Origin of the sequence: Pseudooceanicola aestuariicola, assembly GCF_045763785.1 — a bacterium.
In the GTDB taxonomy this organism is placed as follows: Bacteria; Pseudomonadota; Alphaproteobacteria; order Rhodobacterales; family Rhodobacteraceae; genus Pseudooceanicola.
In genome coordinates this window covers 41509-61179 of record NZ_JBJGSF010000007.1, presented here as the reverse complement: position 1 = coordinate 61179, position 19671 = coordinate 41509, and the positions used below count along the sequence as shown (strand labels likewise).

The following is a 19671-nucleotide window of genomic DNA, read 5'->3' as shown; positions in this document are numbered from 1 at the left end:
AATGGTTTAAAAGACCTAGTTTCTTTGCGAATTGTTGATCTGGACGCCGGAAATCCTTGTGGACAAGCCGATTTCCTTGGAAACGGCCTGACCGACCTGTTGCATCCAATCCTCAAATCCGCGCGTCCCGCCCTGTGCCAGCATCAACCGTGCGGGCACCTGCTGGGCGCTGGTCAGGGTGAAACTGGCATCCAGCGCGGACAGGTAACGCACCAGCTCCGCGCGGCGCAGGAAATCCGCCCGGTCGAACAGCCCGCAGGTGTCCGCCGCCGCATGGCCCGCGCCCGACCAATAGGTGCCAAGCGCCGCGGCCAGCCCCAGACGGAATTCAGTGGCGTCCAGCCCGGTGTGGCGGAACCCGCTGGCCTCGGCCAGCTGGTCATAGCTGGCGGCCATGGCGAACAGCGCGTCGGTTTCCCGCTCCATCGGGACAAGCCCGCCGCGCAGCAGGGTCAGCAGGATTTCCCCAAGGATCATGCCCGCGTCATAGGACACCGGGTTCGACGACCCCGCATCCCGCATCACCACCAGCGCGCCATAGGGCACATCGACCGAAAGCTCTTCGACCAGCACATCGCCAAGGGGCAGCGCGGGCATCAGCTCTGCATCGTCGTGCATGACGGCCACGCGGGCCGCCCCGGCTTGGGATGTCAGCAGAACATGGTGCACAGGGACCAGAGCACGCAATTGGCGCGACAACGCCTGTGCGTCCGCCCCACGGGCAGCGCGGATGCGTCCGGTCCAAATGTCCTCAAGCACTCGTGGTTGTTCCATGCCTCGTTCCCATCATCTTGTGGGATTAAGCTATAGGTAGGGCGGCAGAGTGAAAAGAAAACTATCGGCGCAGGGCGTCGAAATGTGGGGATAACTTTTTGCGGCTCCGCTAGATATAGCGGGTAGCCCGAGGATGAACCCAAGGCAAGCCGTTTCTGGCATTAAACCTTTTCCGGCTTTGGGCGCGTGTGGATAAGTGTTCGCCCCGCCCTGCCGCAAATACGGGCAGTGACACGAAAAACGGGGGGCAGACCATAGTCGCCCCCCGATATCTGCTCTGAAACGGGCCGTTAACGATTCGGATCGACAGGCCGCGGCGGGGCCGTTTCCGGGTAGGCCAGCAGCACGCCGATCCGCCGGTTTTCCGCCGCCATCGGGTCGGTGTTGTCCAGCGGCACGGTCGAGGCGAGGCCCGAAATCCGCTTGATCCGCGCGGGCGATACGCCGGTGTCGATCAACACCCGCCGCGTGGCATTGGCGCGGTCGGCCGACAGCTCCCAGTTGGAATAACCCATCGAATTCGCAAAGGGCACGGCATCGGTATGGCCGGTGATGACGATATCGTTGTCCATGTCGGCAATGGCTTCACCGATCACGCGGATCAGGTCCCGCGTGCGGCTGTCCACTCGGGCCGAGCCGCTGGTAAACATCGACTGGCCCGCATTATCCATGATCTGCACCAGCAACCCTTCGGACGTGCGATCGAACCGCAGGTTGCTGATCAACTCTGCCAGATCGACATTGGCGCCGATGTTGCGGCGGACCTCGTCCTCAAGCCGGGTCATGTTCTCGTCCCGCTCTTGAACCTCGGCCATGTATTGATCCTGCATCGCCTGATCGCGCGCGGCCTTTTCGGCTGCGGTGCCGTCGAATTCCTGATCCGATGTACCAGCCTCGCCCTGTTCTTTCTCACCTTGGCCGATGGCGACCATGGTGCCGTCAGGCTGCGTCTCATACTCGACCATCACCTCGGTCTGTTCGTCGCGCAAACGGCTGTCGAAAACCGCCAGCGGGTTTTCCTGACCAAAGGTCGGCAGACGCGTATCCCCATCCGGAGAGTTCGAGCCGCCTTGATCCCCGTTCGGCGCGATGACCTGACCGTTCAGCATCCCCTGCCCCTTGCCGCCCGATTGCGACAGCGACGGGGTGAAGTAATCGGCCAGACCGCGCAGCGCCTCTTCGTCGGATGCGGCCAGAATCCACAGCAACAGGAAAAAGGCCATCATAGCGGTCATAAAGTCCGCATAAGCCACTTTCCAGCCGCCGCCATGGTGACCGCCTCCGGTCACCTCTTCGATCTTCTTGATAACGATCTGGTCGTTGCGTGCCATTTACGCCTGCCTTTCGCCTAATGTCCTCAGGTTCGACTTATGCGTCGTTGTCCTGTCGCTGGACCCCGCGATCGTATTTGCCGAAACCCGCCTGCTTGGCGTGATTGGCCTTTTTCGCGGAATAGCTGGGGGCCACCAATGCGAAATCCGCAGGCAGGCCGAACATGGTGCGATACTCGGCCTCGGTCAGGCCATGTTCCGCGCCCAGATGCCGTTTCAGCATCTTGAACCCGCGCCCGCAGCACAGGCAGTACACCTTGTCCTCGGTCACAGCCCGTTCGATGGGAAGCGCTGGCTTCACCGTCGTGGGCGCAGGCGTCCCGGCCTCTTCGCCCGCGTCGCCCATCAGTTTGTTATATAGTTCGACGATCCCATCCGGAGTCGCATCCGGTCGCGCGGCATAGGACGAAACGATCGCTGCGATCATGTCCTTTTTGCTCTGGTCTGCCATTGTCTGCCTCAATCACTGCCATTTGGGGTCACTGTCCGGTTAGTCCGGATCCGGCCCTCTTGTTTTGGTTTGGTTATTATTATCCATGGTGCCCGACACGCTTTGCGGCTGCTCTCCGCATTTTATAGTTTGCGGCCACCATGGGGTATTCGGGGGGAAGCCCCCAACGATCCCGATATTCTTCGGGTGTCATCCGGAGCGTTTCTCGCAGATGCCGTTTCAGCAGCACCTGTCGCGATCCGGTTTCCAGGCAGACAAGGAAATTAGGCGTCACGCTATCTTCGATGCGTACCGCCGGGCGCAGGGCCGCGCCGGGGCGTTGGCGCGCACGACCGAACACAGACAGGGTCGCCAGCCAAGCCAGCAACCCTTTCCGGTCTTTATGTGCGCCCCGATCGATCCCCATTTTGGCCCTTTGTTTTAGCCCCTTGTCAGGCGCTCTCGCGCCTCCTGTTGAAGAACAGATAGGCTGACAAGGTTAAAGTCCGTTATAAAGCGGCGGTTTTTCATGCTCGTCCAAGAATTATTCTGTGTCCTTAAGAAGACACCGCCTGTTTCATCAAGGAAAGCGGGGTGTCCCAGACGCCCAGCTTGGTCTGACGATACAATTTCAGGTTGCCGTACCACGGGTCGCGATCATCGCTCAGACCCCAGTACCACATACATTCCGACCCCGTCGGCACCAGAACATGCGTATCCGGATGGCCGATCGCACCACAGGTGTGCGCGGTGGTGTTGTCGATGGTCAGAACCCGGTCCATCGCTGCGACCTGCGCAAAGAAGGCCGTCAGGTTTTTCATCTGGTCCACTTCGGGGTCATCCAGAATCGACACATCAGGACGCGCGCGGCGCGCGGCTTCGATCTCGGCCTTGCAGTCACCGTATTGCAGGTTCACCACCAGTGCGCCGTCGGGCACGGCCGACAGGATATCCATCAGGCTGACCGACCGCAGATGCCCCAGCATCGACCCCGACCACCAGGCCGCGCCGATGATCGGACCGCCCTTGGCCAGACGATCGTACTTGTCGCGCAGGTGCTGCATCAGGCTGGCGTCCGGCGTCACCCACGGGCCCTGATGGGCCGCGCGATTGTCGCCGTCGATATAGCGCACCAGATCGCCCAGATAGACCAGTTGGTCGCCATGCAATTCGCGCGCCTCACCGGTGAACACGTCCCGGTCCATCGCGTCGATGCCATAGGCATTGCCCTTCAGCGCCTTCACAAAGCGCGGGTCCGACGCCAGCGTCACGGTCGTCTTGGCATAATCCACCGGGGCCAGACGCAGCAGCGACATCAGCGCCAACTGGTCCCCGATGCCCTGTTCGCCGATGATATACAGACGGCTCTGCTTGGCCAGATTTTCGGGCGAAGAGTTCTCGTACGGGATGTAAGACCGCTGGCGTTCTTCGAAACGGTCGGCGAAATACTCCGCCCCCTTCTCGAAATCGCCGCGCCGCATCAGGAAGGCGCCATAGGCTTTCGACACGCGAAGCTTGGCCCCCGTGACGTGCATCCCTTCCAGATAGGCGTCGTCCGCTTCATCCTCGCGGCCCAGATCCTGCAAGATGTTCGCCACCACGCCGCGCACCTCGGCAAAGCGGTCGGCGTTGGTAAAGTCATGCCCCTCGGCCAGCGCCAGCGCCTCTTCGGGCTGGTTGGTGATCCGCAGCGCCAGAACCTTGTAGAGGATCACGGTGTCACGGTCCTGCGTCGCCGGATCGGCCAGCAGCTCATCCGCCAGCGCCAGCGCTTCGGTCGCGCGACGGCCATAGATCAGCCCGCGCACGCGGCCCACGCGATAAACCTCTTCGTCCGGACGCAGCTTCCAGGCCTTTTCCAGCCAATGCGCCGCCTTCGAGGTTTCTTCGATCTCGGTCAGCAGATCGGCCAGCTTCAGCGTCAGCTCGGGATAATCATGCTTGGTCAGCACCGGGCTTAGCGCGTCGACGGCCACCTGAATCCGGCCCATCTGGCGCATCAGCTCCATGTACAGATCGATCAGCCCCGGCTCATCCGCGCCAGCGGCAAAGGCGCGGGCGGCGACGGTCACCGCCTCTTCGGGCTGGGCCTGCAACACATGCGCCTTGGCCAACCCGACCAAAGCACTGGAATCCCGCGGCGCGAAATCCAGCGCGCGCTGGAAAAACGCCTCGGCCGTCTTGCCTTCACGCTGCGCCAGCGCCGCGCCGCCCATGATGGTCCATGCGTGTACGGATTTCGGATGGCTTTGCGTGATCGGATGCGCCAGCTGCACCGCGCGCATCACGTCGTTCTGGTTCAGCGCCTTGTAGGCTTCGTGCAGATCAAGCGACTCTTCGCCCTTGATCCCGTAGATCTTGGCAGCCTTGGCGATGCGGGCGCGGCGGTCTTTGCGGGACAGTGCTGTATCGGCCATGTCATTCCTTCGGGACTGCGAAATAGTCGATCGTGTGAACATAAGGCGTGCTGTCGACGATCTTGTAACCGGCGTCGCGACACCACTTCTGGGCGAACCCCAGCATGTTTTCCCGCAGCACCTCGACCCAGATGACGGGTTTGTCGCGGGCGATCAGGGCGGATGCGCCTTCCAGCACGTCCAGCTCCATCCCTTCCGCGTCGATCTTGATGAAATCGACCGTGTCGTCGCCCATCAACTGATCCAGCGTGCGGGTTTCGATCCCGCCCTCTTCGTCGGCCACCAGACGGGTTGCGCCAAGGTTATCGGCGTTGTCGGTCTGCGCACGGAACTTACCGGTGTCCTTGCCCGCGCCGTACCCCATGCCCCGCGTGTCGATCCGCGGGGTGATGCCGTTGATCTCGATATTCTGTTCCAGCAGCGTCAGCGCTTCGGGGTTCGGCTCTACCGGGTAGATCCGTTCAGCGTTCAGATGCCGGGCATACCAGACGACGTGGTTGCCGATATTCGCGCCGACCTCCACGATCCGAGGGTTCGCCTTCCGGATCAGCTTTTTCAGCTTCTCCAGACTGTCGGCTTCAAAGAACTTGCCCTGAACATGGGTCATCTGGATCAGGTCGTTGGGATTGGTCAGACGCATCCGCACCGGACCGCGATCCCCGTCATCGACGGTGGCCCAGATCACCACGTCCTTCAACTGCTCCGCCCACTGGCGGTTCGTCTCGATGTTCCAGTCTTCACCCGTCGCGGACCGTGGCCCCGTCGAATGCCGCCCCCGGACGTTCACAAAGAAAATCTCGGGCCGCTTGCCACAGCGATGGGTTTTCCAAAGCTGACAGTACAGCTTGTAGTCCTCGCCCGTGTCCATCGCCTCGTCAAAGCCGTATTGGGCGACGACATCGGTGCGCATGAACCCACCGATCTGTACGCCACCGTAGGGCGGATGGGTCAGGAAATCTTCGCGACTGTCCAACCGCTCGGCCTGCTCTTCGCGCAGCGTCGGCTCTCCGCCGTCGTCCAGCGTGCAGATCAGCCCCCAGACCACGTCCAGATCAGGTTCCGCCGCGATGACACGGCCAAAGGCTTCGAATGCGTTGGGGGTCAGGATGTCGTCCGCGTCCAGAAAGAACACCCAGTCGGATCCGGCGGCCTTGGCCTGCGCCAGCGCTTCGTTCCGTCGGGCAGACCGCCCATGCGCGCCCAAGGTGTCGTCCATCATCAGATGGGTGACCGCGTCAAACGGACCCATGCTATATGCCTTGGCCTGCTCGACCGAGGGCGCACAGCTTAGCTGATACAGTTCCGCATGGCCCGGACCAACGGGCGTAATGATGGTCAGAGAGGTCACTGACCGTCCTCGCGGGCCATCTCTCCGATCAGATCCAGCGGCGTGCCGATGAACCGGGTGACCTCTGGATCCGCGCCATTGGCGGTGCCGGTGAATTCGGCGCCCTGCTGCGTGCTGAGCAACGCGCCCGTCGCCGCACCGACAGCCACCAGCGCCAGCATCGCCGCACGCAACGGCGTGACCACGCGGCGGATCACTGGACGGCGCGGTTCATTGGCGGGCATCGTGTCGATCAGCTGGTTGCCGGGGGTGACGAACACACCCTTGGCATTGACGACGACATGCGCCTCGAACGCGGACGCCAGAAACTGCCGCGCCATCGGGTCGGGAAACTGGGACAGCGGGATGTCCAGCACGGCGGCGCGGCCACTGGTCCAATTGGTCAGCACATCGCGCGGCAGCATGAAGCTGGTGAAATCTTCGCGCAGCAGCACGTTGTCCACCCGCGTCGGCGCAGTGTTCACCGACAGACGGTCGCGCGACAGAACCAGACGCAGCACATCGCCCTGCGGGATCAGCATCGCCTCGACCGCGACGGCAGGCTGGGCCAGAAATTCCGCAGCGGGCGCATAGCCCGGCTGATAGCTGGGCGCGGGAGTCGGGGCTGCCGTCGGGGCCGGAGCTTGTGCCGCCACCGGCGTCGGCACGGGCCGCGCGCGGGGCGCAGGGGCGGCGACGTTCTTCACCGCGACATTGCCCATCGACAGGTTGATCCGTGGCACGATGCCTTCGGGGCGGCGCGCCTTGGCCCGGATTTCCGGGGGCACACGCTGCGGCAGCTTCGGCTCACGGTGGCGGAAGGTCGGCGTAATCACCTGCGCGGTGGGCCGCTCGGGCGCCGCCTCTGCCACCACCGACGACTTTGGCTTCATCGTGTCGGGGTTCAGCCCCTGATCCTTCGCATAGCGATAGTTGATCGCGTAATCCAAGGCCGTCTCGGGCAGATCGATGGAATCCGCAACCAGCGACAGCAGCTTCTGCTCTTCCGAAAACATGACCCGCCGCGTCGGATACCCGCGCATCTCCGGCACCACCATGAATTCACCCACGGACCGACCGAAAACGCCCGCCACGCGGCTTAGCACGATGTGCCCTTCGTCCCGGTGATACACGACGATTTCGCAGTCGCCCGAATCCTCAAGGCACAGCACCACGTTCATATCGTCCGGCCAGTCGGCGAACACGCCAGCCAGTTGATCCGCTTCAAGGAAATACGCCAGTTTGTCTGTCTGATCCATGAAAACGGCCTCATCTGAGCAAGAAACAATCGCCCGCTATTCTTGTTTATACTTGATCAGAAGTCAATTATACATATGGTGGACACACAACAAGCCGCGCCAAAGCGGCAGAGCAGCATATAGGTGGCAGACAATGACTATGTTCCTGGGTCTGGCGATGGTCTTTGGCCTCGTCTTTGGCGGGTTCATGCTTTCGGGCGGCAAGATGGACATCGTCCTTCACGCCCTTCCCTTCGAAGGTATGATGATCGGGGGCGCATCCCTCGGCTCTTTCGTGATCGCGAACTCTTTCACCGTCATCAAGGCATCGGCCAAAGGTGTCGGTAAGGTGGTCAAGGGCCCCAAGTGGAAGGCCAAAGATTACAACGATTTGCTGGCGCTGATGTACGAACTGACGCGCATCTATAAGGCCAAGGGTATCCTCGCTCTCGACGATCACATCGAGAACCCGAAGGAATCCGAGATTTTTCAGCGCTACCCCAAGATCCTCAAGGATCACTTCTCTCTCGACCTGATCCGCGACAGCTTCCGGATGCTGTCGATGCAGTTCGATGACAAATACGCCACCGAAGACGTCATCAACCGCAAGATCAAGAAACATCACCACGAAACGCTCGAAGCGGCGCATGCGATTCAATCCATGGCCGATGGTCTCCCCGCCATCGGGATTGTGGCCGCTGTTCTTGGCGTTATCAAAACCATGTCGTCCATCGACCAGCCGCCAGAAGTTCTGGGCGCGATGATCGGTGGCGCGCTTGTGGGTACCTTCCTCGGCGTTTTCTTGGCCTATTGTATGGTGCAGCCGATCTCGGGTCGTCTGACCCAGATCGAAGAAGAAGACGGCGCCTTCTACCACGTCATCCGCGACATCTTTGTTGCGATGGTGTCGAACCAGCCGCCGAACATCTGTGTCGAAATTGGCCGCGGCAACATCCCCACCCGGATGCAGCCCGACTTCTACGAAGTTGAGGCGGCACAGAAAGAACTGCCGGCCGCCTGATGCGGATCGTGACGTACCTCCTTATTGCGGCCACGACGGTATCCATCCCGTCCGTGGTCGCAAACCAATTGGGGATACGCATTGGCGACCTGTCCTATTTTCAGGACGAAGACGAACCGCCCCCGCCGCCGAAAGAAGCCGAACAGCTGGTCTCCTACGAAGAGGCGCTGTCCAGATCCACCAGCACCGAACCCACCCCGCAGGAACTGGAAGAATTCGCCCCGTTCAAGGCGTCTTACGGCAGATCCTACGTGGCGCTGCCCGACCCGATCGTCATGTCGATGCGCGGCAAACTCGTCGCGATGCAAGGCGGGGACAAACCCGCCAAGAAAACCGCGGGGGGTCACTGATGTCCGCCAAACGCCGCCGCGCCTTTTCCGTGATGGAACGCTTGCGCGGGCTCGACATCGACCAGATCAAACGCGACATGGCCGAATTGCGGACCGAGGTGATCGCCCTGCGCAAATCCCGCGAGGATCTGCAGGATCGTCTGAAACGCGAACGCATGGTCACCAGCATGGAGGCCCGGCCCTACGTCGCCGCCTTTACCGACGCTATCAGCAAGGAAATGCGCCGCATCGAATCCAAGATGCACGAGCTGGAGCCAAAGCTGATCAAATACGAAAACCAGCTGCGCGACCATTTCCGCGAACAGAAGATGTATGAAACGCTCCGCCTGAAGGATCTGCGCGACGAACGCGAAACACGCGCCCGCAAGGAACAGGAAGAGATCGAAGAACTGACCATCCTGCGCTGGAATCGCTGACCCCGCGCGCCCCGGTCCACCGGCCCCACATAGGCGCGGGGGACGGCGATCAGACCCGAAATGTGGCCTTAAAACACGGGATCTGGCGCTGAAAAGGATAAAACCCCCTATCCTTGCAAGAATTGTCTTGCCCGAATCTGCAAAACCCCTCATCTAATTACGCTAAGAAGCGTTTAGAACGCGAAAATCCGTAACAAACGGATAAGGCAGAGGGTTAAGGGCCGCAAAAGGCCCGGGCAGAGGGATTGGCACATGCGCCGCAGTGAACGGATTGATAAGCTTATCGGTGACCATGCCGAAAGGCTGTCCGAACGGCTTCAACAGCACCGCGCCCAGCTGTTCCCCCCGAACGCCTCAAAGGAAATGCGCAAATTCGCCGCCGGAGAGGTCGCCGACCTTCTGGGCGTCAAAGACAGCTATCTGCGTAAACTCCACCTCGACGGCAAAGCGCCCGAGGTTGAAATGCGCGGCAATGGTCGGCGCTACTACACCTCCGAAGATATTCAGGCGCTGCGCGAGCAGTTGGAAAAAGGTGCAAAGGTTCCAGGCACTTATATGCCCGGACGCCATGGGGACGACCATCTTCAGGTGATCACCGTCATCAACTTCAAGGGCGGGTCCGGCAAAACCACCACCGCCGCGCATCTGGCGCAAAAGGCAGCACTTGATGGCTACCGCGTGCTGGCGATCGACCTTGACCCGCAGGCCTCGCTGTCCGCGCTGCACGGCTACCAGCCTGAATTCGACCTACTCGACGGCGGCACCCTCTATGACGCCATCCGCTATGACGACCCCTGCCCTCTTAGTGACGTCATCCAGAAAACCTACTTCACCAATCTCGACATTGTCCCCGGCAACCTCGACCTGATGGAGTTCGAACACGAAACCCCCCGCGCACTTAGCGAACGGTCGGGGAACCTCTTCTTCACCCGCATCGGCGACAAGCTGGCCGAGGTCGAAGCCGACTATGACATCGTCGTCATCGACTGCCCGCCACAGCTTGGGTTCCTGACCATGTCCGCCCTGTCCGCCGCCACCGCCGTTCTGGTCACCGTGCATCCCCAGATGCTCGATGTGATGTCGATGTGCCAGTTCCTGCTGATGACCTCGAACCTTCTGGGCGTCGTCGGCGAAGCGGGCGGCAACATGGACTACGACTGGCTGCGCTATGTCGTCACCCGGTACGAACCGGGCGACGGTCCGCAGAACCAGATGGTCAGCTTCATGCGGTCGATGTTCGGGGATCATGTGCTGAACCACACGGTCCTGAAATCCACCGCGATCTCTGACGCGGGCATCACCAAACAGACATTGTACGAGGTCGAAAAAAGCCAGTTCACCCGCACCACCTATGACCGGGCCCGCGAAAGCCTGGACGCGGTGAACGGGGAAATCGAAGGCCTCATCCAACAGGCGTGGGGACGATAGGATGGCACGAAAGGATCTGCTCAAGGGCTTGATGGGGGATCCTCTCCCGAAAACCGAAAGCGTGACCTCCGACAAGTTGACAGCTGTCAATTCCAGCGACGACGCCCCCTCCCCTGCCCGCCCGCGCTATTCCAAGGGCGCGATCGGCGCGGTCAGCCAGTCGATTGCGGAACTCAAAAGCCGCGCGCTGGTCGAGGTTCATCCCGACATGATCGACCCCGGCGGTATCGAAGACCGTCTGGAAGAAGACCGCGCGGATCAGGAAAAGTTACAGGCATCTCTCAAGGCCTATGGCCAGCAGGTGCCGGTTTTGCTGCGCCCCGATCCGAACTCCGAAGGCCGGTTCCAGATCGTCTATGGCCGCCGCCGGATCGCCGCGATGCGGGCGCTGAACATGCCGGTCAAGGCGATGGTCCGCGACATGACGGACCACGATCTGGTCATCGCGCAGGGTCAGGAAAACGCCGCCCGTCGTGATCTGACGTTTATCGAAAAGGCCAACTTCGCCCGCCAGATGCGCGACGAAGGCTACGACCGCAAGGTGATCTGCGACGCGCTCCACATCGACAAAACCGTGATCTCTCGGATGCTGTCGGTGGTGGATGCCCTGCCCTTGGAACTGATACGCGCGATCGGCCCCGCGCCCTCGGCCGGGCGGGATCGCTGGATGAAACTGGCCGATCTTTACGCCAACCGCGGATCCGGTTTTCCCGTTGCGGGCGCGATGAAGCTTGCCGCCGATGAACCGTCAGATCAGCGGTTCGAGGCCGCGCTGGCCGCCCTTTCCGGTGAAAATCAAAAGGCCAAGCCCAAGCCCGAAAAACCCGAGCCCCGCACCATCGCCGGGGCCAAGGATCAGGTGATCGCGCAGGCCAAAACCTCGGGTCGCAAAACCACGCTGACCTTTGACGCCAAACAGACAGACGGTTTCGAAGACTGGCTGATCGATAACCTTTCCGACATTCACCGCGACTGGCTGAAAGCCCGCGGCGAATAACCAGAGCAGCAGCAACCAGACGGAGGCACGACCCAAGGCAATTCCAAAAGAAAAGACCCCCCAGGACATATCATCCCAAGAGGCCTTGTTCGTTCTAGCACCTCGAATCTAGCCCCTCCGGTTGACAGCTGTCAACTCCGCCACAGGCGGAGAACGGGAAAGATTTGCCTTTCGTGAAGAAAAAATGCGGACAGTGACAACGACGCCCTTCGGGGCGCGACCGGTGACGGCTTGCCTGATGGAAAATCAGCGCCGCGCGACGGAAAAACCCGTGATGGAGAGCGTCGATAAATGGGAGGTGCTGAACGCGCTGTCCCTGATCGCCAAGTCTCGGGGCGTGTCGGATCGGGCGGTTGCGGTGCTTCAGGTTCTGCTGTCGTTTCACCCTGATCGAGAGCTGGTGGATGGCAAACCGATGGTGGTCTTCGCCTCTAACGCTTCGCTGTCGCAACGTGCGCACGGGATGCCGGAAAGCACCCTGCGTCGGCACATCGCCACGCTGGTCGACGCCGGCCTGATCCTGCGCCACGACAGCCCCAACGGCAAACGCTATGCCCGGCGCGGACAGGGTGGTCAGATCACGCGCGCCTTTGGGTTCGACCTGCGGCCCTTGCTGGTCATGGGTCACGAAATCATGGCCGAAGCCGCCGAAGAAATCGTACGCCGTGACCGGATCAAAGCGCTGCGGGAAGAGGTGTCTTTGATGCTGCGCGACGCGGTGAAGCTGATCCTTTTCGCGCAGGAAAGCGGGCAGGGTGGCCACTGGGACGCGCTGGATGATCGCGCAGCTCTGGCCCGTCGGTATCTGCGGCGGAAGCTGGACGAGGCTCAGCTGATCCACATGCGGGACGACATGCAGTCGCTTTTGGATGACATCTGTCAACGTTTGGGTGTGGACAAGGCTGCGGACAATTCCCCTGAAATCGTCCCTGAATCAGACGATCTGAGCGGCAGCCCCGTCCAAAATGAGCGGCACTATCAGAGTTCAAAAAAAGAAGTACCTGATAAGAGACCACCAGACTTGGGGATGGTTCTAGAAACCTGTTCCGAGATTAGACCCTATTTGGCCCATCAGTGCCGAAATTGGGATGAGTTCGTCCATGCGGTTTGCAACGTCGCACCCATGATCGGAGTCGATCCCCAGTCTTGGGGCAGGGCTTGCAAAGAGATGGGGCCAGAGAACGCAGCGACCACCGTTGCCGCCATCGTGCAGAGGATTGATCAGATTGCCAACCCCGGAGCTTATTTCAGAGTTCTCAGCCAAAAGGCAGAGCAGGGAGAGTTTACGGTAATGCCGATGCTGAACGCGATTGCGCGGATGAAAAACGCCGCCCAAGAGGTTCGGGCGGCGTGATGTTGACAGCTGTCAACTTAGGCTCTGGAGGGAGCTTATTCGGCGGCGTCCCGCGGCACCTCGACCTCGATCCCCGCGTGACCCAGCAGTTCGTACAGCTTGGCGAAGGCATCGTCGGACGGGGTGCTTTCGCTTTTGCCTTGGGTCAGGAAATTTTCAGCCGGGCGGGCGAAACGGATGGCGGCGTCAATCTCGGCATCCGATCCGTCGCGGTAGGCCCCGATGCGGATCAGTTCTTCCATGTCGGCGTAACGGGCCAGCGCGCGACGGGCGGCTTTCAGCACCGCGTATTCGCCGGGGTTGTGACAGTCCGGCAGCATCCGCGAAATCGACCGCTGAAGGTTCACCGCCGGGAAACGCCCCTGTTCGGCAATCGCACGGTCCAGCACGACGTGGCCGTCCATGATCCCGCGCACCGCGTCCGAGATCGGTTCGTTCAGATCGTCGCCATCGACCAGCACCGTGTACAGCGCGGTGATGTCGCCGCGATCGCCAGTGCCGGGACCCGCGCGTTCCAAAAGCTGCGGCAGTTCGGCAAAGACGGTCGGCGGGTAACCTTTGGTGGTCGGGGGCTCACCGCCCGCCAGACCGATTTCCCGTTGGGCCATGGCAAAGCGCGTGACGCTGTCGATCAGCAGCATGACCTGCAGACCTTGGTCGCGGAAGAACTCGGCCACGGCGGTCGCGGTCCAAGCGGCCTGTCGGCGCATAAGGGGTGGTTCGTCCCCGGTGGACACGACGATGACCGACCGCGACAGACCTTCGGAGCCGAGGTCCTTCTGGATGAAGTCCTGAACCTCTCGGCCCCGTTCCCCGACCAAGCCGACCACGATCACATCCGCCTGTGCACGTCGCGCCATCATCGACAACAGCGAGGATTTCCCCACGCCAGAGCCCGCGAAGATGCCCATCCGCTGACCTTTGCACAGCGGGGTGAAGACATCGAACACCCTGACGCCCGTATCGATCCGGTCGCCGACGCGACGGCGAGAGTAGGCATTGGGCGGCGTGTTCTTGGGCGGGCAGGCGACGGGGCCTTCGTGCAGGGTGCCCATGTTGTCGATGGGTTCGCCAAGCGCGTTCACCACGCGGCCGATCCACGACAGGTCGGGGCGGATGGTTTCGCCATTGGTAGAGATTTCAACCCGGTCGCCGATGGTCACGCCGTCCCAGTTGCCAAATGGCAAAACCTGCGTGCCGTCTTCGGTGACCGCGACGACTTCGGCCAGGACTTCGCCCTTGCGGCCCTTGATGGTGCAGCGCTGTCCGATGCCCAACGCGCGGTTCAGACCGACGACTGTCAGGGTGAGCCCGACAATCGAACTGACCTCACCGGCTATTCTTGCGCCTTCAGCGGTGCGAGCAAGGGTAGAGAGCTGAGAGAAGGCTGTCTTCATGAGAACTATCCATTGCTCTTTGCGATTTATTCATGCTAATCTTAATATCAACTTAGTATATTCTTGGAAGAGCGTAAAGGAAACCTTGCTGTGAGGCTGAGCGACCTATCCTTCTTCAATCTGGCGTCCCGTCGCATGAACTGGCTGGGGGCCCGTCAACAAGTCATCGCGCAGAACGTCGCGAACTCGGACACGCCAGGGTTCAGGGCGCAGGATGTGACGCCTTTTGCCGACGTGCTGCGATCCACCGGCGCGTCTGGTGTCCGCACGACCAACAGCCGCCACATCGCGGGCCTGGCCGGTGCGCGGGCGGAAGGCGTCGGCGTGAACGACGATCCGGATGCCTATGAAGAGTCGCTGGATGGAAACAACGTCGCGCTGGAACAGCAGACGATCAAATCCACCGAGGTGACCGAGAACTATCGCCTTGCGGCGCAGCTGTACCGCAAAGGGCACGAAATGCTGACGCTGGCGGCAACCGGCGTTCGGTAAATAATCCGGCCCTCAGGCAAGGGGCCATAGAGCAGAGCAGGGGACATAAATGGATCCGTTGAAATCCATCCTACAGATTTCCGCCAGCGGTATGCTGGCACAGGGCGAGCGGCTGAAGGTCGTGTCGGAAAACGTGGCGAACGCCTCGTCTTCGGGCATGGCGCCGGGGGACGAACCCTATCGCCGCAAGACCATCACCTTCGAAGAACTGCTGGACCGCGATACCGGCGTGTCGACCGTGGCCGTGTCGTCGATCGACCGCGACGGGTCCGACTTCTCCTTGCGGTACGAGCCGTCGCATCCGGCGGCGGACGATCAGGGGTTCATCAAGGTGTCGAACGTGTCGCCCATCCTTGAGATGGCGAACATGCGCGAAGCGGCCCGCAGCTATGAGGCCAACATGAACATGTTTGAATCGGCGCGGAAGATGCGCTCTCAGATCATCGATTTGCTGAAGTAAGGGCTGAACGATGGAAAAGCTGATCACCACCGGTCTGGTCAATAGCGCCTACGGATCGTCGTCCAAGCTGCAGGGCGGGGCAGGGGCCCTTGCCGCGCCAGAAGAGACGAAGGTCAACTTTGCCGACATGCTGCGCAACGCGGCGCAGAATTCGGTGACCACGGTGCGCGAGGCCGAGCAGATCCAGCAGATGGGTCTAACCGGGGACGTGTCGGCGCAGCAGGTGGTCGAAGCGACGATGGAAATGGAAACGACGCTGCGGCTGGCCGTATCCGTTCGGGACCGTTTGGTAGAGGCCTATCAGCAGATCATGCAGATGCCGGTCTGACACGTTTAGCGGGGGCAAGTGACCGAAACGGACGCATATGACATCCTGTCGGACACTTTCCTGACAGTGCTTCTGGCCTCGGCCCCTGTTCTTGGGGTCGCGCTGGCCGTTGGGCTGTTTATCGCGTTCTTCCAGGCGCTGACGCAGATTCAGGAAATGACGCTGACCTTCGTGCCCAAGATCGCCGCGATTTTCGTCGTGCTTCTGATCGCGACGCCGCTGATCTATTCCACCGTCAAAACCCTGTCGGACCGCGTGTTCGACCTGATCGCAAGCGGGACGGTGTGATGCGGCTGCGGTATGCCATCGCCCTGATCGCCGGTCTGATGCCGAGCCTTGGGGCCGCGCAATGGGCGGGGTTCTACAAACCCACCGAGCGCGCCGCGCCTGCGCCGGTTCAAACGGGCGCGGCGGGGCTGTGCGTGCGGGAAATCCTGCTGGCGCAGATGCGGTACGACATCCCCGACAATCTGCTTCTGGGCATCGGGTTGCAGGAAAGCGGGCTGTACCGCGATGGGCAGCTGACCGTCTGGCCCTTTACCGCCAACGCCGAAGGGCGCGGCAAGTATTTCGAAAGCGAGGCCGAGGCCGTCGCTTGGGTCAACCGGGAACGGGCCAGCGGTGTGACATCGGTCGATCTGGGCTGCATGCAGATTAACATGCACTGGCACCCGGATGCCTTTGACAGCGTGGCCGACGGGTTCAACCCGGTGCGCAACGTGGATTACGCGGCAGCCTATCTGTCCCGCCTGTACAAGGCCAAGGGCGATTGGCGCGCGGCGGCGTCGGCCTATCATTCCGGCACGGCGGAACTGGGTCAGGCCTATCTGGCGCGGTTGGAACAGAACGTGGCCGTCGCCAATACGCAATACGATCGGCTAAAGGCGCTTGTGGGTGCCACCAGCCGCGAAGACCGGGTGCAGGTCGCGCGGATGCCCACGACGGGTGTCTTCTGGGCGGCTGATCTGGGCAATGGCACCGGGGCAGGGGGGCGCAGCCTGTTCGGCCCCGGAGAGATCGCCCCCATCCTGCCCGTCTTTAGCAGGGGGTCGTAATGGCGAATTCTGACCTGATCGGCGCCCCCCGCGAAAACCAGATGATGGGCTTTGGCCTGAAGAACCGCGACATCGGCTTTGCGCTTGGTGTCGTCATGGTTCTGATGGTGCTGTTCATCCCGCTGCCGCCGGTGATCCTGGACTTTGGTCTGGCGATTTCGCTGTCGATTTCGGTGCTGGTGCTGATGGTGGCGCTGTGGATCCCGAAGCCTTTGGACTTCAACTCTTTCCCGACGCTGCTGCTGGTCGTGACCATGTTGCGGCTGTCGCTGAATGTCGCCTCGACCCGGTTGATCCTGTCCGAAGGGCACACCGGATCGTCGGCGGCGGGCGGCGTGATCGAAGGGTTTTCGCGCTTCATCGTGTCGGGCAACTTTGTCATCGGGATCGTGATTTTCGCGATCCTCGTGGTCATCAACTTTTTGGTCATCACCAAGGGCTCGACCCGGATCGCCGAGGTTTCGGCCCGCTTCAGCTTGGATTCGATGCCCGGTAAGCAGATGGCGATCGATGCCGATCTGGGCGCAGGCCTGATCGATGAGGTTGAGGCCAAGCGCCGCCGCAAGGAACTGGAAGACGAATCTGGGTTCTTCGGGGCCATGGACGGTGCGTCCAAGTTCGTGCGCGGTGATGCGGTTGCGGGCATCATCATCACCTTCATCAACGTCATCGGCGGCATCCTGATCGGTGTGCTGCAGCATGATCTGTCGGTGGGTGACGCGGCGAACGCCTATACCACGCTGACCATCGGCGACGGTCTGGTCACGCAGATCCCCGCGCTGATCGTATCGCTGGCCGCCGGTCTGATCGTCACCAAGGGCGGGACCGAAGGCGCCGCGAACGAGGCGGTTCTGGGCCAGTTGTCGCGCTTTCCCAAGGCGCTGTTTATGGCGTCCGGTCTGCTGGCCGCGATGGGTCTGCTGCCCGGTTTCCCGATGCTGGTATTCTTTGCACTGGGCGGGCTGATGGCCGGTCTGGGCTGGTACATCCTGCAGCAGGAAGGCCGCGCCAAAGAGGCCGCGCGCCGGGCCGAGATCGAAAAGGAACGCGCGGGCGAAGTCAGCAAGGAAGACAACGTATCGTCGACCATGAAGCTGGACGATCTGCGGCTGGAGATGAGCGAGACGCTGGTGCAGCTGATGTCCGCCACCGACGCCGCGCTGCCCGGTAAGATCAAATCGCTGCGCAACCTCTTTGCCCGCGAGTTCGGGTTCGTGCTGCCATCGGTCCGCATCACGGATGAACCCAACCTGCCCGTCAACACCTACGCCATTCTGGTGCAGGGGGTCGAGGTCGCGCGGGGCGAGGTGCGGCCCAACGGCATGATGGTGGTGAACCCGTCCGACAATCCACTGAAGATGCCGGGCGAGGCGGCGAAAGACCCGACCTTTGGTCTGGACGCGCTGTGGATTCAGCCGGGCCAAGCCTCCGAGGCCGAGCGGCAGGGCTATACCGTCGTGGACCCGGAAAGCGTCATCACCACCCATCTGACCGAGGTGGTCAAGGAACATATGCCCGATCTGCTGACCTATGGCGCGACGCAGCATCTGATCGAAAACCTCGACCGCGATTACCAGAAACTGGTGGGCGAACTTGGCTCGTCCCCCGCGATCCTGATCCAGCATGTGCTGCAGGGGCTGCTGACCGAACGCGTGTCGATCCGCAACCTGCCGCTGATCGTCGAAGCCATCGCCGAGGCCAAGCGCACCACGTCCAACGTCACCAATATCGTCGAACACGTGCGCCGCCGCCTGTCGAACCAGATCTGCAAGGCGCTGGTGGATGAAACCGGGTCGATCCCGGTGATCACGCTGTCGAACAAATGGGATCAGGAGTTCATGGAATCCATTCGCCAGAACGGCGAAGACAAGACGCTGATCATGTCGCCTCAGCGTATCCAAGAGTTCGTGCTGGAGGCGCGGCGGACGATCCAGACCCACGCCGCCGAAGACCGCTGGCCCGCCATTCTGGTCGCCCCCGAGGCGCGCAGTTTCATCCGTAACATGCTGGAACGGGTCAGCCCGATGACGCAGGTGATTTCGCATAACGAAGTGCACCGCAACGCCAACCTGCGCACCCTGACCACCATCGGAAAAGACTGATGGATCTGGGCGCGCTGCTCACCACTCAGTTCCTTTCGGTGGCACTGGTCTTTGCGCGGATCGGCGCGGCGATGATGTTCATGCCGGGCTTTGGCGAAAGCTTTATCACCCCGCGGCACCGTCTGGCGACATCGCTGCTGATCGCGCTGGTCATCACGCCTCTCGTGGCGCAGGGGCCGGTGCCGACGGGCGGTGTCGATCTGGTTCTGGCCTTCGGGATCGAGGTGACCTTGGGCATCTGGATCGGGCTGGTCAGCCGCGTCCTGCTGACAGCGATGCAGGTGGCGGGGGCGCAGATCGGCATGGTTTCGGGCCTGTCGAACGCCTTTGCGCCGGACATCGGGTCGTTTCAGGGATCGACCCTGATTGCCACGTCGCTGCTGTTGGGGGCCATCGCGGTGATCTTTGCCGCCGACATCCACCATGTGATCATCGATGCGCTGATCGAAAGCTATTTCACCTTTCCACCCGGCACGATGATGCCCGGTGATCTGGCCGAACAGATGATCCGCGCGGGTCAGAACGCGTTCTATATCGGGGTCTCTGTGGCCGCGCCGTTTTTCGTCATGGGCGTCGTGCTGAACGTCGGCCTTGGCCTGACCAACCGGATGCTGCCCAGCCTTCCGGTGTTCTTTGTCGCCGCGCCGGTCCTGATCGCCGCGGGGCTTTTCGTTCTTGTTCTGGCTGTCCCGACAGCCATTCGCACCTTCATCAGCCACTTTGTTGAGTGGCTTGGTATGATGAGCTTCTAGGG

At 61.5% G+C, this 19671-nt stretch carries 21 protein-coding genes; 13 read left to right on the top strand and 8 right to left on the bottom strand.

The window, feature by feature from the left end; genetic code table 11:
- Window positions 1-15: 15 nt before the first annotated feature.
- The 7 genes from ACI3GR_RS17905 to ACI3GR_RS17875 form a co-directional block, all read right to left on the bottom strand.
- Window positions 16-774, bottom strand: a complete 759-nt coding sequence (locus ACI3GR_RS17905; RefSeq protein ID WP_407496424.1) for a hypothetical protein — start codon at window positions 772-774, stop codon at window positions 16-18.
- Between the two features lie 290 nt (window positions 775-1064).
- On the bottom strand, window positions 1065-2105 hold the full coding sequence (locus tag ACI3GR_RS17900) for a flagellar motor protein MotB (RefSeq protein WP_407496422.1): 1041 nt from the start codon (window positions 2103-2105) through the stop codon (window positions 1065-1067).
- A 37-nt stretch (window positions 2106-2142) separates the two neighbouring features.
- The gene (locus ACI3GR_RS17895) at window positions 2143-2556 is read right to left on the bottom strand and encodes a Ros/MucR family transcriptional regulator (protein ID WP_407496420.1); all 414 of its coding nucleotides are present in this window, start codon (window positions 2554-2556) and stop codon (window positions 2143-2145) included.
- 79 nt (window positions 2557-2635) lie between these two features.
- Window positions 2636-2962 (bottom strand): MucR family transcriptional regulator, encoded by a 327-nt coding sequence (locus ACI3GR_RS17890; RefSeq protein ID WP_407496418.1) that lies wholly within the window; start codon window positions 2960-2962, stop codon window positions 2636-2638.
- A gap of 130 nt (window positions 2963-3092) precedes the next feature.
- The gene (locus ACI3GR_RS17885) at window positions 3093-4952 is read right to left on the bottom strand and encodes a tetratricopeptide repeat protein (RefSeq protein WP_407496416.1); all 1860 of its coding nucleotides are present in this window, start codon (window positions 4950-4952) and stop codon (window positions 3093-3095) included.
- A gap of 1 nt (window position 4953) precedes the next feature.
- Entirely contained in the window at window positions 4954-6300 is a 1347-nt protein-coding gene (locus ACI3GR_RS17880) for an FkbM family methyltransferase (RefSeq protein WP_407496414.1), read from the bottom strand.
- A complete protein-coding gene (locus ACI3GR_RS17875; protein ID WP_407496413.1) occupies window positions 6297-7538 on the bottom strand; it encodes a hypothetical protein in 1242 nt (413 codons plus the stop codon). Before ACI3GR_RS17875 ends, ACI3GR_RS17880 begins: the two co-directional genes overlap by 4 nt.
- 133 nt (window positions 7539-7671) lie before the next feature.
- On the opposite strand from ACI3GR_RS17875, the gene motA reads away from it, so the two are divergent.
- The 6 genes from motA (at window position 7672) to repC (ending at window position 13083) form a co-directional block, all read left to right on the top strand.
- Window positions 7672-8538: a flagellar motor stator protein MotA gene (motA, locus tag ACI3GR_RS17870; protein WP_407496411.1), complete on the top strand. Its 867-nt coding sequence runs from the start codon at window positions 7672-7674 to the stop codon at window positions 8536-8538.
- Between the two features lie 8 nt (window positions 8539-8546).
- Window positions 8547-8888: a hypothetical protein gene (locus ACI3GR_RS17865; RefSeq protein WP_407496410.1), complete on the top strand. Its 342-nt coding sequence runs from the start codon at window positions 8547-8549 to the stop codon at window positions 8886-8888.
- Entirely contained in the window at window positions 8888-9304 is a 417-nt protein-coding gene (locus ACI3GR_RS17860) for a hypothetical protein (protein WP_407496408.1), read from the top strand. Before ACI3GR_RS17865 ends, ACI3GR_RS17860 begins: the two co-directional genes overlap by 1 nt.
- A gap of 252 nt (window positions 9305-9556) precedes the next feature.
- Window positions 9557-10732, top strand: a complete 1176-nt coding sequence (gene repA / locus ACI3GR_RS17855) for a plasmid partitioning protein RepA (protein ID WP_407496407.1) — start codon at window positions 9557-9559, stop codon at window positions 10730-10732.
- Between the two features lies 1 nt (window position 10733).
- Window positions 10734-11729: a plasmid partitioning protein RepB gene (gene repB, locus ACI3GR_RS17850; protein ID WP_407496405.1), complete on the top strand. Its 996-nt coding sequence runs from the start codon at window positions 10734-10736 to the stop codon at window positions 11727-11729.
- A 184-nt stretch (window positions 11730-11913) separates the two neighbouring features.
- Window positions 11914-13083, top strand: a complete 1170-nt coding sequence (gene repC / locus ACI3GR_RS17845) for a plasmid replication protein RepC (RefSeq protein ID WP_407496404.1) — start codon at window positions 11914-11916, stop codon at window positions 13081-13083.
- Window positions 13084-13118: 35 nt separating this feature from the next.
- Here the strand turns inward: repC and fliI are convergent, their stop codons facing one another.
- Entirely contained in the window at window positions 13119-14480 is a 1362-nt protein-coding gene (gene fliI / locus ACI3GR_RS17840; protein WP_407496402.1) for a flagellar protein export ATPase FliI, read from the bottom strand.
- Between the two features lie 90 nt (window positions 14481-14570).
- Here fliI and ACI3GR_RS17835 point away from each other — a divergent pair, with 90 nt between their 5' ends.
- The 7 genes from ACI3GR_RS17835 to ACI3GR_RS17805 are packed head-to-tail and all read left to right on the top strand — an operon-like array spanning window position 14571 to window position 19669.
- Window positions 14571-14972: a flagellar basal body rod protein FlgB gene (locus tag ACI3GR_RS17835; RefSeq protein ID WP_407496400.1), complete on the top strand. Its 402-nt coding sequence runs from the start codon at window positions 14571-14573 to the stop codon at window positions 14970-14972.
- Between the two features lie 49 nt (window positions 14973-15021).
- Window positions 15022-15432: a flagellar basal body rod protein FlgC gene (flgC, locus tag ACI3GR_RS17830; protein ID WP_407496398.1), complete on the top strand. Its 411-nt coding sequence runs from the start codon at window positions 15022-15024 to the stop codon at window positions 15430-15432.
- Window positions 15433-15442: 10 nt separating this feature from the next.
- Window positions 15443-15760 carry a flagellar hook-basal body complex protein FliE gene (gene fliE / locus ACI3GR_RS17825; RefSeq protein WP_407496396.1) on the top strand — a complete coding sequence of 106 codons (318 nt, stop codon included), beginning with the start codon at window positions 15443-15445 and terminating at the stop codon, window positions 15758-15760.
- Window positions 15761-15778: 18 nt separating this feature from the next.
- Entirely contained in the window at window positions 15779-16048 is a 270-nt protein-coding gene (locus ACI3GR_RS17820; RefSeq protein WP_407496394.1) for a flagellar biosynthetic protein FliQ, read from the top strand.
- Window positions 16048-16815, top strand: coding sequence for a transglycosylase SLT domain-containing protein (locus ACI3GR_RS17815; protein ID WP_407496392.1), 768 nt, complete (start codon window positions 16048-16050; stop codon window positions 16813-16815). The genes ACI3GR_RS17820 and ACI3GR_RS17815 overlap by 1 nt, the downstream gene beginning before the upstream one ends.
- Window positions 16815-18917, top strand: coding sequence for a flagellar biosynthesis protein FlhA (gene flhA, locus ACI3GR_RS17810; RefSeq protein ID WP_407496390.1), 2103 nt, complete (start codon window positions 16815-16817; stop codon window positions 18915-18917). Before ACI3GR_RS17815 ends, flhA begins: the two co-directional genes overlap by 1 nt.
- Complete coding sequence (locus ACI3GR_RS17805) at window positions 18917-19669, top strand: flagellar biosynthetic protein FliR (protein WP_407496389.1); 753 nt, start codon at window positions 18917-18919, stop codon at window positions 19667-19669. The genes flhA and ACI3GR_RS17805 overlap by 1 nt, the downstream gene beginning before the upstream one ends.
- Window positions 19670-19671: the final 2 nt, after the last annotated feature.

Excerpts from the sequence above, each read along its gene's own strand:
- ACI3GR_RS17885 (WP_407496416.1), bottom strand. The coding sequence starts at position 4,952 with ATGGCCGATACAGCACTGTCCCGCAAAGACCGCCGCGCCCGCATCGCC.
- fliI (WP_407496402.1), bottom strand. The coding sequence starts at position 14,480 with ATGAAGACAGCCTTCTCTCAGCTCTCTACCCTTGCTCGCACCGCTGAA.
- ACI3GR_RS17895 (WP_407496420.1), bottom strand. The coding sequence starts at position 2,556 with ATGGCAGACCAGAGCAAAAAGGACATGATCGCAGCGATCGTTTCGTCC.
- flgC (WP_407496398.1), top strand. The coding sequence starts at position 15,022 with ATGGATCCGTTGAAATCCATCCTACAGATTTCCGCCAGCGGTATGCTG.
- ACI3GR_RS17815 (WP_407496392.1), top strand. The coding sequence starts at position 16,048 with ATGCGGCTGCGGTATGCCATCGCCCTGATCGCCGGTCTGATGCCGAGC.
- ACI3GR_RS17890 (WP_407496418.1), bottom strand. The coding sequence starts at position 2,962 with ATGGGGATCGATCGGGGCGCACATAAAGACCGGAAAGGGTTGCTGGCT.
- motA (WP_407496411.1), top strand. The coding sequence starts at position 7,672 with ATGACTATGTTCCTGGGTCTGGCGATGGTCTTTGGCCTCGTCTTTGGC.
- repC (WP_407496404.1), top strand. The coding sequence starts at position 11,914 with ATGCGGACAGTGACAACGACGCCCTTCGGGGCGCGACCGGTGACGGCT.
- repB (WP_407496405.1), top strand. The coding sequence starts at position 10,734 with ATGGCACGAAAGGATCTGCTCAAGGGCTTGATGGGGGATCCTCTCCCG.
- ACI3GR_RS17805 (WP_407496389.1), top strand. The coding sequence starts at position 18,917 with ATGGATCTGGGCGCGCTGCTCACCACTCAGTTCCTTTCGGTGGCACTG.
- flhA (WP_407496390.1), top strand. The coding sequence starts at position 16,815 with ATGGCGAATTCTGACCTGATCGGCGCCCCCCGCGAAAACCAGATGATG.
- ACI3GR_RS17905 (WP_407496424.1), bottom strand. The coding sequence starts at position 774 with ATGGAACAACCACGAGTGCTTGAGGACATTTGGACCGGACGCATCCGC.
- ACI3GR_RS17900 (WP_407496422.1), bottom strand. The coding sequence starts at position 2,105 with ATGGCACGCAACGACCAGATCGTTATCAAGAAGATCGAAGAGGTGACC.
- fliE (WP_407496396.1), top strand. The coding sequence starts at position 15,443 with ATGGAAAAGCTGATCACCACCGGTCTGGTCAATAGCGCCTACGGATCG.
- ACI3GR_RS17860 (WP_407496408.1), top strand. The coding sequence starts at position 8,888 with ATGTCCGCCAAACGCCGCCGCGCCTTTTCCGTGATGGAACGCTTGCGC.
- repA (WP_407496407.1), top strand. The coding sequence starts at position 9,557 with ATGCGCCGCAGTGAACGGATTGATAAGCTTATCGGTGACCATGCCGAA.
- ACI3GR_RS17875 (WP_407496413.1), bottom strand. The coding sequence starts at position 7,538 with ATGGATCAGACAGACAAACTGGCGTATTTCCTTGAAGCGGATCAACTG.